Origin of the sequence: Polynucleobacter sp. 31A-FELB (assembly GCF_018882405.1) — a bacterium.
Classification (GTDB): Bacteria; Pseudomonadota; Gammaproteobacteria; order Burkholderiales; family Burkholderiaceae; genus Polynucleobacter.
In genome coordinates this window covers 45,476-59,554 of the sequence record NZ_JACVOO010000011.1, presented here as the reverse complement: position 1 = coordinate 59,554, position 14,079 = coordinate 45,476, and the positions used below count along the sequence as shown (strand labels likewise).

At 47.1% G+C, this 14,079-nt stretch carries 10 protein-coding genes; 4 read left to right on the top strand and 6 right to left on the bottom strand.

What is annotated here, in order from left to right:
- Positions 1–14 precede the first annotated feature (14 nt).
- The 5 genes from ICN30_RS07985 to trxA form a co-directional block, all read right to left on the bottom strand.
- Positions 15–1,406 (bottom strand): MATE family efflux transporter, encoded by a 1,392-nt coding sequence (locus ICN30_RS07985; RefSeq protein WP_216274635.1) that lies wholly within the window; start codon positions 1,404–1,406, stop codon positions 15–17.
- A 3-nt stretch (positions 1,407–1,409) separates the two neighbouring features.
- Positions 1,410–3,137 carry a glycosyltransferase family 39 protein gene (locus ICN30_RS07980; protein WP_216274633.1) on the bottom strand — a complete coding sequence of 576 codons (1,728 nt, stop codon included), beginning with the start codon at positions 3,135–3,137 and terminating at the stop codon, positions 1,410–1,412.
- A 104-nt stretch (positions 3,138–3,241) separates the two neighbouring features.
- A complete protein-coding gene (locus ICN30_RS07975; RefSeq protein ID WP_015421284.1) occupies positions 3,242–3,586 on the bottom strand; it encodes a type B 50S ribosomal protein L31 in 345 nt (114 codons plus the stop codon).
- A 146-nt stretch (positions 3,587–3,732) separates the two neighbouring features.
- Positions 3,733–4,995 (bottom strand): transcription termination factor Rho, encoded by a 1,263-nt coding sequence (gene rho, locus ICN30_RS07970; protein ID WP_015421283.1) that lies wholly within the window; start codon positions 4,993–4,995, stop codon positions 3,733–3,735.
- Positions 4,996–5,230: 235 nt separating this feature from the next.
- Positions 5,231–5,557 (bottom strand): thioredoxin TrxA, encoded by a 327-nt coding sequence (gene trxA, locus ICN30_RS07965; protein ID WP_062309025.1) that lies wholly within the window; start codon positions 5,555–5,557, stop codon positions 5,231–5,233.
- 119 nt (positions 5,558–5,676) lie between these two features.
- On the opposite strand from trxA, the gene ICN30_RS07960 reads away from it, so the two are divergent.
- Both ICN30_RS07960 and ICN30_RS07955 read left to right on the top strand, forming a co-directional pair.
- A complete protein-coding gene (locus tag ICN30_RS07960) occupies positions 5,677–8,661 on the top strand; it encodes a PD-(D/E)XK nuclease family protein (RefSeq protein ID WP_216274631.1) in 2,985 nt (994 codons plus the stop codon).
- The gene (locus ICN30_RS07955; protein ID WP_370626615.1) at positions 8,658–12,164 is read left to right on the top strand and encodes a UvrD-helicase domain-containing protein; all 3,507 of its coding nucleotides are present in this window, start codon (positions 8,658–8,660) and stop codon (positions 12,162–12,164) included. Before ICN30_RS07960 ends, ICN30_RS07955 begins: the two co-directional genes overlap by 4 nt.
- Here the strand turns inward: ICN30_RS07955 and ICN30_RS07950 are convergent.
- Positions 12,157–12,357: a hypothetical protein gene (locus ICN30_RS07950; RefSeq protein ID WP_216274628.1), complete on the bottom strand. Its 201-nt coding sequence runs from the start codon at positions 12,355–12,357 to the stop codon at positions 12,157–12,159. The genes ICN30_RS07955 and ICN30_RS07950 overlap by 8 nt on opposite strands.
- 133 nt (positions 12,358–12,490) lie before the next feature.
- Between ICN30_RS07950 and ICN30_RS07945 the strand changes: the two genes are divergently transcribed.
- Both ICN30_RS07945 and ICN30_RS07940 read left to right on the top strand, forming a co-directional pair.
- On the top strand, positions 12,491–13,309 hold the full coding sequence (locus tag ICN30_RS07945) for a tetratricopeptide repeat protein (RefSeq protein WP_216274626.1): 819 nt from the start codon (positions 12,491–12,493) through the stop codon (positions 13,307–13,309).
- Positions 13,310–13,347: 38 nt separating this feature from the next.
- The gene (locus tag ICN30_RS07940) at positions 13,348–13,848 is read left to right on the top strand and encodes a DUF1993 family protein (RefSeq protein ID WP_216274624.1); all 501 of its coding nucleotides are present in this window, start codon (positions 13,348–13,350) and stop codon (positions 13,846–13,848) included.
- The last annotated feature ends 231 nt before the right edge of the window (positions 13,849–14,079 follow it).

Here is a 14,079-nt window from a genome sequence, read left to right as displayed (position 1 = left end):
GAATTGAATCTCGACTAAACCTCAACCGGCGGATGCGTTTTCTCAAAACGCGCCGCTGTTTTTCTAAAGAGGTAGAGCAAAAGCAGTGCGGCTAATCCTAGGCTCATACTGTTACCAGCCCAAAAGCCATTAGCGCCTTGTAAAAACTCTGGCGTGTTGCCAAAGACATTGAATCCCATCAAGTAGCCACCGCCTAAGCCTACGCCCCATAGTGAGCCGGCATAAATCACCATCGGCCAGAAAGCGATGCGGTATGCGCGCAGAATAAATGCCGCAGTAATTTGCAAGGCATCAAACACTTGATAAAAAGCGATAAACAAAAATAGTGGAATAGAAAATACTTTCACCTCTTCCGGTGGGTCATATAGATCTAGCAGCTGCACTCTAAAAATCCATACTGCAATACCAATCGAAACACACAAGATGGTTGTAAAGAAAACCGATGACCAACCAATCTCTTCAGCACGTTCCTGCTTGTTAGCTCCAATCGATTGAGAGACCAATGTCATCGTTGCAATAGATAGGGATAAGGGCACCATGTAAATCACCGTCCCCATATTTGCCACAATTTGATGGCCAGCTAAAGCGGTGGTGCCAAGGCGCGCAATGAAGAGCGACATAAAAGTAAACGATGTCACTTCAATCAAATAGCTAAAGCCAATAGGTGCACCTAATTTCAGTAAAGTCCAGATACGATGCCAGTCAGGCCAGCTAAAACGCGCAAAAATCTTAAATGGCCCATAGAAGCCATCAAAGAGTACAAAGCCCAGCGTGATGATGAGCCAGAACCAATTGATGATGACGGTGGCCACAGCACAACCTGGTCCACCCATGCCTTCAATACCAAGACCGCCATAAATGAATAGAAGATTGAGCGGTAGCTTTAAACCCAAACCAATCAGTTGCACTACGGTAATCACTGCAGGTCTGGAAACGGCATTGTGTAGCGCCATGAGCACACGCATGGCCATGCTGGCAGGTAAACCAATGGCAAGAATATTGAGATACAACTTAGCCTTGCCTTCAATATCGGGTGTAACTTGAGAGATTTGCAGAAGGTGATCTGCATTGAGCAGAATGGCGCCACCCAATAAGGTGAGGCCCACCGCTAGCCAGGTTGCTTGACGCACTTCTTCGCCAATCTCACCAAAACGCTTGGCACCAAAGAGTTGGCCAGCAATTGGGGCGAGGGCGGAGATTACGCCAGTGAGGCCAACATAAATGCTGATAAATATGGCAGAAGCCATCGCAAGAGCAGCCAAGTCATCAGCGGAGTAGCGCGCTGTCATAGCGGTATCTAAAACGCCAAAGGTAATTACTGCGAGCTGACCAATGAGTAGTGGGCCAGCGAGTTTTAGTAGGGAGGGGATATCCTCGCGCAAACGCGATAACTTAAAGTGCAGCACGTTTTATTCTTTACCAGCAGGGGTAATTTGATAGAGACGTAGACGCTCATCACGATCAGAGGCTCGGCGATCTTCCCAAAGCAATTCAATTTTCTTTTTATTGAGGCTAGCGTATGCCTTAGCTTCTAAAGAGCTATGAGTCAGCATGAGATTGCAACTAGGATCATCACGCAAAGGCAATTTAGTGAAGTAGCTAAATGAAGCTAACTGCGCAGGGCCAAGATTGCTGGTATCAATACAACCTGGCGTATTAGCAATAATTTGCACCAGACGATCGGATACATAGCGATAGGTCTTTGCATAATTAATTGTTGGTAACCACAAGGTCATTAACAATACCCACATCAAGGTGGTGCCAGAGGCAGAGATGATGAGGCAACGCCAGATTTCTTTTGGAGCGCGTGAAGTTCTCCAGCGCACGATGGCCAACCAGATGCCGGTAATGATGAGGGCAACAACAAAACCAAAGTAGTCAAACTGCGCCTGAAAGCCTGGCAAGAGTCTTGCTAAATTGACAGCAGTAGATTCTGGATAGCCGGTTACTTTAGCTAACCAAATAATCCAAATGGCCAAAGCAATCATGGTGAAGCTAAACATCGCAAACCAATCGATGAAGCTAATCAGGCTACGCTTGAGAATCGGCAAACTAAATGCAGCAATGATCGACAAACTTGGGATCAAGATGATGAGGTCATGTTCATTGGCTTCCAGTCTGAACAGAACATAAATCAAGCAACCAATAAATAAGCTCAGCGGAATGCAAAGGTGTGGTGCACGCCATTGACCCGCAGCTTTGACTCGACCCCAATGGGCGAGGGAGATGATGGCTAATGGCCATACTGGCCAGGCATAAGCCCAGAAGTTAACGCTCAAAAATCCGAGGGATTCAATAGAAGGCGTTGCGCGCATCTCCGGCATATTGCGCCAGCCTTCTTCGGCGATATGACGCCACTCTGGAGTGAGGTTGCCCAGATACCAAAGCGCAGGCCAAATTGCAAAACCAATTAGACCTAAAACCGTGCTGGTTAAAGTCCAACGAAAACGCAACTTCGCATTACTAGCAATGACTGCAATGATGGTGGAGCTGACAATGATGAGGCTGAGTGTGAGATTACTCGAAAGTGCAACGATGGCAATGCCCAGGCCAGTCCATAAGCCACCTTGCCAGGGTTTATCTAGGCCACGTACTGTGCCATACAAAACAATACTGATGCCCATGAGTTGGGCCATCATTGGCGTAGTCTCATGCGCGCGTTGTGCAAGACCGACGCAGGCCAAGAAAATCAATAGTGCACCGTCAGCCAAAGTCATGCCATAGTTTTTACGCCCAGGCTGACCGCCAACTGCTAAGACCATCGGTTGAACTTCTTGACGACGACCTAATAGATAAGTCGCGTACCAAATAGCCAATGCAGAAGCGAAGAAGCAAACTGCGGCGTAAAGGCGTGCAGCATTAGCTGCGCCAATCAATGGACCAAATAGATCCATCAGGGTGGCGCCTAGCCAATAAGGAAAGGGTGAGCCAAGCGAGATGTCGCGCCCAGCTAGATGCGGAACAATCCAGTCGAGTGCTTTGCCATGTTGCAAAGTCCACATGCCACCAAATCCGATGGCATCTTCATTCTTCCAGGGATCGCGCGCAAAGAGGCCGGCAAAACCATAGACCAAAGTCAACGCAAAAATAATGATGCGTGGGATGGAGGTGGTGGCGGCGGCGGTGAGTTTGACCATAAAAAACTAGCAATAAAAAAGGCAGCAAACGCTGCCTTGATTATCTCGCAGGGGAGGGTGAATAGTGAATATCCAAACCCCAGCCCCTTTGTAGAGTAAGCCTATTACTTCTTCTTAGCTGGCTTTTCAGCAGCTTTAGCTTCTGCAGCAGCAGCTTTTTTCTCAGCTGTTTTAGCAGCGCCATCGCCAGTTGCTTTAGCAACAGCTTTAGTACCGAACTTCTGACGGAATTTCTCAACACGACCGGCAGTATCCATAATCTTCTGGGTACCAGTGTAGAAAGGGTGTGACTCAGATGAAGTCTCGATCTTGGCCAATGGATATTCATTGCCGTCTTCCCACTTGATTGTCTCTTTAGTAGACATAGTGGAGCGAGTCTTGAAGCTGAAGTTATTAGAAACGTCTACAAAGACGATTTCACGATATTCGGGGTGAATGCCAGGTTTCATTATTAAGTCCTATTAGCAGGCAGCCGTTTAAGTCCAGAGACCCAAATACTTACCCAAGTTAAATGCAAATTATTAAAGCGGTAAAGGCGAAATTATGCCATGAAATCAACAACAAAGCGCACTTTTACCGTCTCTGAGAGCGTAAATTAGCCGCCCTTACGCATTAAATCGAAGAATTCACCGTTATTTTTGGTGGATTTGAGCTTATCAACGATAAAGTTCATCGCCTCAATATCGTCCATATCGGCCAATAATTTACGTAAAACCCAGATTTTCTGGAGGTTTTCAGCTTTAACCAGCAACTCTTCACGGCGGGTGCCAGACTTGTTGAGGTTAATCGATGGGTAAACACGACGCTCAGCCAAACGACGCTCAAGGTGCACTTCCATATTGCCGGTACCTTTGAACTCTTCGTAGATAAGGTCATCCATACGGCTACCAGTCTCAATCAAGGCAGTAGCGATGATGGTGAGTGAGCCACCTTCTTCAACGTTACGCGCGGCACCGAAGAAGCGCTTTGGACGTTGTAATGCGTTTGCATCCACACCACCGGAGAGTACTTTTCCAGATGAAGGGATGACGGTGTTGTAAGCGCGAGCCAGGCGGGTAATCGAGTCAAGCAAGATGATCACATCTTTTTTCATCTCAACTAAGCGCTTAGCCTTTTCAATCACCATCTCGGCAACTTGCACGTGACGCACAGCTGGCTCATCAAATGTAGAGGCAACGACTTCACCGCGTACAGAGCGCTGCATTTCAGTAACTTCTTCAGGACGCTCATCAACCAACAGCACGATCAAGATCGCATCTGGGTTGTTCGCAGAAATCGCATGCGCGATGTGCTGCATCATTACGGTCTTACCGGATTTAGGTGAAGACACGATCAAGCCACGCTGGCCATAGCCAATCGGGGAGATCATGTCGATGATACGGCCAGTTAAATTCTCTTCAGCTTTGATGTCACGTTCTAATTGAACAACGCGGTTTGGGTGCAAAGGCGTTAAGTTCTCGAACATGATGCGGTTCTTTAAAGCCTCAGGAGGCAAACCGTTGATCTTGTCTACCTTCACCAATGCAAAGTAGCGCTCGCCATCTTTAGGGGTGCGAACCTCGCCTTCAACGCTGTCACCAGTGTGCAGGTTAAAGCGGCGGATCTGTGCAGGGGAAATATAAATATCGTCCGGAGAAGCCATATAAGAGGCATCTGGGGAGCGTAAGAAACCAAAACCGTCAGGCAGTACTTCCAAAGTACCGTCACCGAAAACGGATTCACCTTCCTTGGCGCGCTTCTTGAGGATGGCAAACATCAACTCTTGTTTGCGCATACGTTGTGTATTTTCAATCTCCAGGCTGGCTGCCATTTCAAGCAGAGCGGATACGTGGAGTACTTTGAGTTCAGATAATTGCATGTGGTTCTCGGGTGTAAATAAGGATGTAGATGTGTTTTGGGGTATCGCTGTCTAGATGGACATCAGACAGATTGGAAAAACAGAATTTTGGGGAGTTTGCTAAAAAAGAGGGGGAGGGAAAATTGCTGGGAATATTGCCGAAAATCGGGGCACTGAAAGTGCGTTGAAATAGATACTACACTAAAAACCGCTGAAAACCACAGGCTCACCCAGTGAACCTGTGATCAAGGACTATTTACAGATGACTATCAATAAACGCAGTCAACTGGGATTTAGCCAAAGCGCCTACTTTTTGAGCAGCAACAGTGCCGTTCTTAAAGAGGATCAATGTAGGAATGCCACGAATATTGAACTGGGCAGGAACGCCTTGGTTCTCATCCACGTTCATCTTAGCGATTTGGATCTTGTCGCCGTATTCACCAGCCAGCTCTTCAAGGATGGGTCCGATCATCTTGCAAGGACCACACCACTCAGCCCAGAAGTCGAGGAGAACAGGTTTATCGGACTTGAGAACGTCTTGCTCGAAAGAAGCGTCAGTTACATATTTGATGCCGGCACTCATGAAAATTCCTTAATTAGTCTTATTTAGTTTTATATAGTTATTGCTCTACAACGCTTATATTAGCAATAAGCCACACTTTCTGCCTAAATACTAAAAAACCAGCCCCAGAACCACCTTCAATGCCGCACCCATTCCCAACCCTAAATGCGCAAAAGCAGCCACATTCTTGGGCAATAGCGCCTAATGCCAGTGCTCTGAAGTCGCTCGCCGAGGGTATCTGGAATTGTGCAAAGCAAACAAACCAGCGCCCCTTAGTGGTGCTAAGTACTGCAGGCCCATTAATGGGGGTGAGAGCTGCCCTGGAAAAGTATCGGCCTAAAGATCTGCCAAATCAGATTGCCTTCCTGCCCCAAGTCATGAGTTTTAACGACTGGCTAGAAGCGGCACCAGGCGCCTGGAAGTTTCCCAAGAAGCAGACCGATCTAGAGCGTTGGTTATCTGTATATGCCACTCTGCGCAAACATAAGCAGTTGCAATCCTGGTTTAAAGCAGAAACCGAGGCAGGTTCATGGGGATTGGCTCAGGCCATCATCGCAGCCTGCGATACCTTATCGAACTCTATAGCGCCAAGCCTTCAAAAAGAGCTACATCAGCTGATCTCAAATCAAGAAGAGCTCATTACTCAAAATACGCAATCTTGGATTGAAACCCTTGAACCATTATTGGATCGCACCATTGGGCAGGCATATCCAGCACTTGCAAGAAAAGTAGTGGATCAAGAGGCGCAAGTGCTGCTGACATTTTGGAGGTTCATCACCAGCCCAAGTGATCCTGCCTTCAGAAAGCAATTTGCTATGGCCGCCCATCTTGAGGCTGCTAAGAAAACTTCACAGGCAAATACAAGACCTTTGATTTGGGTGGAGACTGCAGACCCAACTCCGATTGATAAGCAGCTTATTCAAGGATATTTAGCGGACTATGCGCAGTTCGCGCCAGCAGTTGAAGTGACGATGAACTGGGAATCAGTAGCGCTTTGGGCGGAAGCATTAAGCCCTCAGATTCCTGAAGAGCAAAAGTTGCAAACCATCCAAGCTAATATCAGCAATACCCATCCAGAGCATTGGCACCTCATTGCCGCCAAGCGATTTGAAGAGTTGGCATGGGCAACAGCTAAAACCATTGAGCAGCAACTTATCGATGGCAAAACCAATATCGCCCTAGTAGCGCAAGATCGCCTCGTTGCCAGAAGGGCGCGTGCATTACTGGCACGTCTAGGCCCATCTCTCAAGATACAAGATGAAACGGGTTGGAAGCTATCGACTACAAGGGCAGCAGCAGCGCTCAATAGCTGGCTCGAATTATTGCGTGCACCGTCCGAAGGTCCGAGTGCAGCTGATCTATTGGAGTTTTTGCAAAACCCATTCTTAGATCTTGGAAAGTGTCTTAACTCCAACAGTACGCGTGACGCAGAATCTTTAAATGGATTAGTGGCACAGCTCGAAGATATTTTGATTGCTAGCCAGGCTAAATCTGGCTGGGAAACTTTTCATATGGCGACCGAGGGATCGGTCGCGCATGGCTCTGCTGTACCTAATCCGCTTTTGCTAGAACTGCTGCAATCCATTCGTGGTCGCCTCAATCGTTGGCGTGGAATCAAAATTAATTGCGCTCTAGCCCATCAATATTTGATGGATGACCTGATTCAAATGGGAATGACTCAGGGCTTAGAAAAAGATTCTGCTGGCAAACAATTGCTTGAACTCCTGGAAACATTTGATTTTGATGTTGAGCATCAGCAAATTTCGATGCGCCTTAATGAATGGCTCAGCTTATTAAAAACAGTCATTGAAGAATCTTCGTATGAAGAGAAGGGTGTGAGTGCTGCAGCCAGCCTGAGCATCTTGCCATTGAGCTCCACCCGTTTTAGAGAATTTGAATCTGTAGTTATGGTGGGTTGTGATGAACAGCAACTTCCTGCATTTTCTGAGCCGCCATTATTTTTCTCGGATGCTTTAAATCGACTCTTGGGTGGATCCAGCATTGAGGCGCAGTTTATTCAGCAGGCGCGAGATCTCTCTCAACTACTCATCTCATTCCCCGGTGTTGATCTCCTTTGGCAAAGTAAGAGCAAGAGTGGGGAGCCGCTAAGACCATCCGCCTGGATTCAGAGACTCCAAATAGATTTACCGAATTGGCAGGCGCAAAATGCCGCCAATCTATTTGCACCTCGTAGTGGTGCAGCGGCTCCATCACAAATGGCGATCGCAACATTAGATTCAGATCTGCCAATGCCAGTCTCGATGAGTCCAAGTGCTTACAAGGCATTGCGTGACTGTCCTTATCGATATTACGTTCGCAGCTTACTAGGCTTGCGTAAGCTCAAAGGTTTTGAAGAAGGTTTTGATGCCTCGCTAGCTGGACAAACGCTCCATAAAATCTTGCGCAATTTCTATCACGCTATGAAAAGCGAGGCGCAAAAGTCCGCTTCACCAATCACCGCCGATCCAGAGCTACGCCGCGCTTGGATGCAAGATCAACTCACACTCATATCAGAGCAGGTCTTCAAGCGCTTGATTGAAGGTGATGCCAGAGTCTTAGGTGTTTTAAGAGATTGGCAAAAACAAATCCCAAGTTTAATTCAGTGGCAGTTAGATCGTGAGGCTCAAGGTTGGCAGTTCTACGATGCTGAAGTGAAAGTCGGCTTTGATTTGCCATTCACTGATGTAGATGGAAATGAGCGCCATATTCGAATTGAGGGTTATGCGGATCGCTTTGATGTGAGTATTCATGATCCTAAGGCTGCATCAGTGATTGACTATAAGAACCAGAGTCTCACTAAAGTTGAGTGGCGATCCGAGGTGGTTCTAGATGATCCGCAGTTATTGATCTATGCCAGAGCTTCTAATGAGAGCAAGAAGATCCCTGGGCGCGCTGTCAATGCAGCCGAGTGGGTTGCTTTAAAGGCCGATGTAAAAAAGGGTGGGGATGAAGCTGAGCGTTCTGTCGTTATTTCAGAAATGCCAGAACTCATGCAAGAATTTTCTGAACAAATCACTGAAGATGTGCAATCACTCTGGTCCGGAAAGCCGCTCAAAGCATTCGCACCAGATAGCGTTTGCCAGTATTGCGAAGCTAGGGGTATTTGCAGAAAGGGGATGTGGTGAGTAAGTCTACGTTCCCAGTTGATATTGCTTGCGATCCCAATCGCTCAGTGATCGTGTCTGCTTGCGCAGGTAGTGGCAAGACTTGGCTGTTAGTTACTCGCATGGTCCGCTTGCTGTTAGCAGGGGCAAAACCTCAAGAAATCCTCGCGCTCACTTTTACTCGTAAAGCAGCGCAAGAGATGCGTGATCGCCTTTATCGCCTGTTAGAGGAATTTTCTCAATCAAGTGATGAGCAACTGATTGGGTATTTAACTGAGCGCGGCCTGAGTGCTGATGCGGCAAAGGCATTGCTACCTACCGCTAAATCCCTCTATGCCAAAGTTCTGGCAAGCCCGCAGGGAATCGTGATTGACACCTTCCATGGCTGGTTTGGCAGGCTCTTAGGTGCAGCGCCAATTTCAACTGGCATACAACCTGGCTTTAGCTTGCGAGAAGACGCAAAGCGTTTGCAAGACGAGTGCTTGGATGACTGGTGGGGCAATTTACCTGAAGGTATTCAAGCGCATTACGACACCTTGTTAAAGGCACTTGGTGCAAGTGAAACTCAGAAGTTCCTGATGAGCAATTACAGTCTCTTTAAGCAAAGAGGGGCTTGGACATTTTTCTCGCAAGCTTGCAAAGCGCATGGCACTACCCCAATTGAGAAGCTCAAAGCTGATTTGCCCAGACTGAAGATCGACAATCCACTCAATAATATTTGGAATGCCATCAACGCTAAAGCGGATTTAGAGTTTCTGCATCGCTGCTTTAGCAATAGTAGCGCCACAGAAATGGCCTATGCGCCGATTATTCAAACCGCCATCAACCTTAAGGCTAGTGGTGGGGATGTGATGGAAATTGCAGCGATATTGCAATCCGTATTTTTGACTCAAGACGACACCAATCGCACCTCGAATGACAAAGCTGCCGGTGATCTCAAGAAATATCTCAAAAAAGAGGGCGAGCAAGATCTCGAACTAGAGCATGTCACTTATAAGCAAGCTTGGGCAACAGCTTTCTTAGAATTTGTTGCCTGGAAAAAGGAGCAAGAAGCCTATGCTCTGAATGAAGCATGGTTCGCAATGAGTACCGCAATGTTGGATCACGTGAATATGACTAAAGAGTCTATGCGTGTGAGGGACTTTGATGATCTAGAGATCGGTGTCAGTCAGTTAATGGCGGACGCTGCTAATGCAGCCTATTTACAGTCTCGATTAGACGCGAAGTACAAACATATTTTGGTGGATGAGTTCCAGGACACCAATCCTTTGCAGTGGCAAATTCTGCGAGCATGGTTAGAGGGTTATGGTCAGGATGAATCTAAGCCCACCGTCTTTATCGTAGGGGATCCGAAGCAATCGATTTACCGATTCCGTCGGGCTGACCCGAGATTATTTAATGATGCGCAGGCCTTCTTGGTAAAAGAAATGAATGCAGCTGCATTGAATCAAAACACTACCCGCCGTAATGCGCCAAAAATTAACAAAGCAGTAAATCAGATCTTTGGCACTGAGCAATTGCCAGAGTCATATCCATTTACAGTGCAAAACACCTTGTGGAAAGCCCCATCAGAAAATATTGCAGATGCGCCATATTCAAATGAGGGTGAAGCGTATTTATTGCCTTTAGTGAAATACGAAGCCGAAGAGTTGGAGCAAAGAGCTGGTAACGCCTTTGAAGAGGCGATTGTGGATGCGAGACAAACTGCCGATGTCACTCAGCGCTATGTTGAGGGGCAGCAGGTCAGCGCATTAATACAGAACCTCATTGAGACGCGCCCTGTAGCTGATCGCATCAATGGTAAAGAAGTCTGGCGCAAGGCAAGGGAGAGTGATTTCTTATTGTTGGTTAAACGCCGCAAGTACCTTCCGCAATTTGAGCGCGCTCTGCGTGAGGCAGGCTTAGCATTCGAGAGTTCAAGACTGGGTGGATTACTCAATACTCTAGAGGTTGACGATCTCATTGCGCTCTTAACTGTCTTGGTAACGCCGCGCCACGATTTGCCGCTCGCACAGGTGTTGAGAAGCCCGATCTTTGCGTTTACCGAAAGCCAAATGCAGACCCTCAGCAAGTCAATGGCATCTAATCAATATCGCTCTTGGTGGGATGCTTTGCAAGATAGTCCGGATGCGGGCTTGATGCAGGCGGCACGCTATTTAGAGCATTGGCGCATGCTAGGCGAGCGCCTGCCAGTACATGACTTGCTCGATCGCATTTATCAAGAAAGTGATTTACGTATTAAATATGCGAGCGCCTCTCAAGAGATTGCCCGCGCACAAGTCTTAGCAAATCTCGACGCCTTCCTCGAGTTGGCGCTCAATCAGGATGGTGGCCGTTACCCAAGCTTGGGTCGATTTATTGAGGAGATCAACACCATCCGCCGAGGCGATGATGATGAAACCCCGGATGAGGGTGATGTTGAAGCGGAAGCGGATCTCGTTGAGCTCGATGAAGAGAGTGAGTTATCTGAGGAAGATAAAAACAAGCGCGTTCGTATGATGACGATTCATGGGGCAAAAGGCTTGGAGTCGCCATTTGTGATCATGCTGGACGCTAACCATACTGAAGGCAAGGCGGATCATCGTGGCGTCTTATTGGACTGGCCGCCCGAGAGCGAAAGTCCTAGTCATTTGTCGATGTACACCTCGGCCACCCTAACCAATCCTCGTAGCGAAGTACGTGAACGCGAACTGCTCATAGCTAAGAATGAGAATTGGAATCTGCTGTACGTTGCAATGACTAGAGCAAAGCAGGGGCTTTGGATTAGTGGTGTGGCAAAAGCACCCACCGCAAAAAATCCTATAGGCCTAGATGAGAAGTCTTGGTATGGCAGGGCGATGCTAGGTCAATTAAACATTCTTGAAGATCAACCCGCACCACTAAAAAACCAAGCTCCAACTCCAACAGGTCAGAAGACAGTTAATTCAAGCAATTTCATGATGGATGACTTTGAGGTTTCTTGGGGTGCCGCTATAGCGAGTTATGAGCAGCTGCTCAAAGATATTGAAAGTGGTGTGACACTTGAAGTCTTCCAGGATGATTATGGCGCGCCAGATAACTCCAAAATATTGGAAGAGGGCGTGCATTTTCACCGCCTACTAGAGCACCTCACCCATCAAACCGGGGCAGCAGCTCCGGAATCCATGAGCGCAGATCAAATAGCTCGCTGGCTTGGCATTAGCAATGAGTTGGCAAACAAAGCTTTAGATCAAGCGAATACCGTCCTTAATGCCAAAGAGCTCCAGCCATATCTCACGCAAAATCAGTGGATACAAGCCTGGAATGAGATTGATGTTGTGAGTCTGGATGGCAGAAGCTTCCGCTTGGATCGCCTAGTAGAGTTTGATGATCACTTGGCTATTCTTGATTACAAGCTCACTATTCCTGAAGAAGGTAGCGAAGCCCACAACAAATACCGTACACAGCTCAATAACTATAAACAAGAGTTGGCCAGAATACGTCCGGATAAGCCAAACAAGGCCTTTTTAATCTCCTCAAAGGGTGAAGTTAAAGAAATTACTTAAGCTTGGGGGTGTTAGTTTTTGTGGCGATTGCTTGATTGGCTTTGTGATTCATGAAGCTCCCGCAACCGCGAACCATTGTGGACCTGGCTTTCTCCCATTCCTCATCAGTGAATGGCATATTGTCTGGATCTTCCATTGCGGCTTTGGTGATTGCCGCATCTTCTGCAGCGCTGTGTCTAATGATTCTTTTCATGTGCCCAGGATAGCTAATTTCAAGCTTTACCCCCTTGAAATTCCCCTTAAAGACCCTATATAAGTAGGGAATAGCAAAAATCCCCAAACTAGGGATAATGAAATTCACACGAAACATCCTACAAGGAGTCTTGATGAAAATTCGTAAAGTAATTAATTTATTCGTTGGCGTATTTGCGGCAGCGCTACTGTTAACTAGCAACGCAGCATTTGCCGAGGCAACTTTGCCTGAGGTATATCAAGCTGTGCAATCTGGGCAGATGGCTAAAGCCGATGCCATGATGCAAGAGGTTCTGCAAAACCATCCTAATAGCGCTAAAGCACATTACGTAGCTTCCGAGCTTTATCTTAAAGAAGGTAAGTTAGAAGCAGCGCGCAACCATTTCATCAAAGCGCAAAACTTAGCCCCTGGATTGCCTTTTGCTCAGCCTGAGTCTGTACAAAAACTTCAGATGCAATTAGCTAGTACTCAAGTTGCACCTGCTGCCAGTCAGGCATCCATTTTTAGCAATCCACTCTTTTGGGGTCTGATTGCGATCTTGGTAATTGGCGTCATGATTGTGATGAGACGTCGTAAGGCTGAGGCAGTGCAGGTCTATAACGCACCAAGCGCTGGTTATCCTGGAACTCCAGGTGGCCCAGCTGGCTATCCCGGTGGCCCTGGTTACCCTGGAGCACCAGCCGGCGGTATGGGTGGTGGCTTGATGGGTAGCCTTGCAACTGGCGCTGCATTGGGTGCCGGTATGTATGCTGGTCAAGCGCTAGCAAGCAATCTTATGGGTGGTCACGATAACGGCCATTCCAATGCCGGCTCTAACCCTAACTTGAATCAGGTTGGTGGCCCAGCATCTTTAGATCCAAACTTTGGCGTACGTGATGCCAGCTCTTGGGATGATGGTGGCGCTAGTTCATGGGATGACAGTGGTGGTGGCGATTTCATGAGCGATGTTTAATCCGCTCTCAATCCAGTAATTTATATAAGAAAGTATTTATGGCAATTTCCATGTACCAAGCATCGGTTCCTCAGTTAAAGAAAATGCTGGTCAACTTGACTACCATTTTGACGAAGGCTGAAGAGCATGCAGCCGCAAAAGGAATCGATGGCAAGGTCTTGGTAGAGGCGCGCTTATTTCCGGATATGTTTCCTCTAGCAAAGCAGGTGCAGATTGCTTGTGATCAAGTGAAGTTTGGTTTGGCGCGTTTGGCTAGTGTTGAAGCGCCTAAATTTGACGATACCGAAAGTACGCTTGCTCAATTAAAAGAGCGCATTGCCAAAACAATCGCTTTTATGGATAGCATTAAGCCAGAGCAGATCGATGGCACCGAAGCAAAAGAGATTAAGTTCTCCATTAAAGAGTGGAGCTTTGAGTTCGTAGGTGAGCAATACGTATTGACTTGGATCATTCCAAACTTCTATTTCCATATCACGACGACTTACAACATCTTGCGTCACAACGGTGTTGAGCTTGGTAAAGCGGATTACCTCGGCTAATGGAGCGAGTCATCGAGTTCATCGAGGTGGGGTATGCTTGGCTGTATCGGGCAAGTATCTATACCTCTAATGCATTCTTAGATGATCCAGCCATCCTGGCATTTGCTTTTTGTTAATCGCCTCAACCACCTTCGGGTGGTTTTTATTGCTCAATATTTAAGCAAATAGCTCAAAAGCAACAAAAAGAGCGTCATTTTTAAGGTTTTTACATATACTGTATAAACATACAGT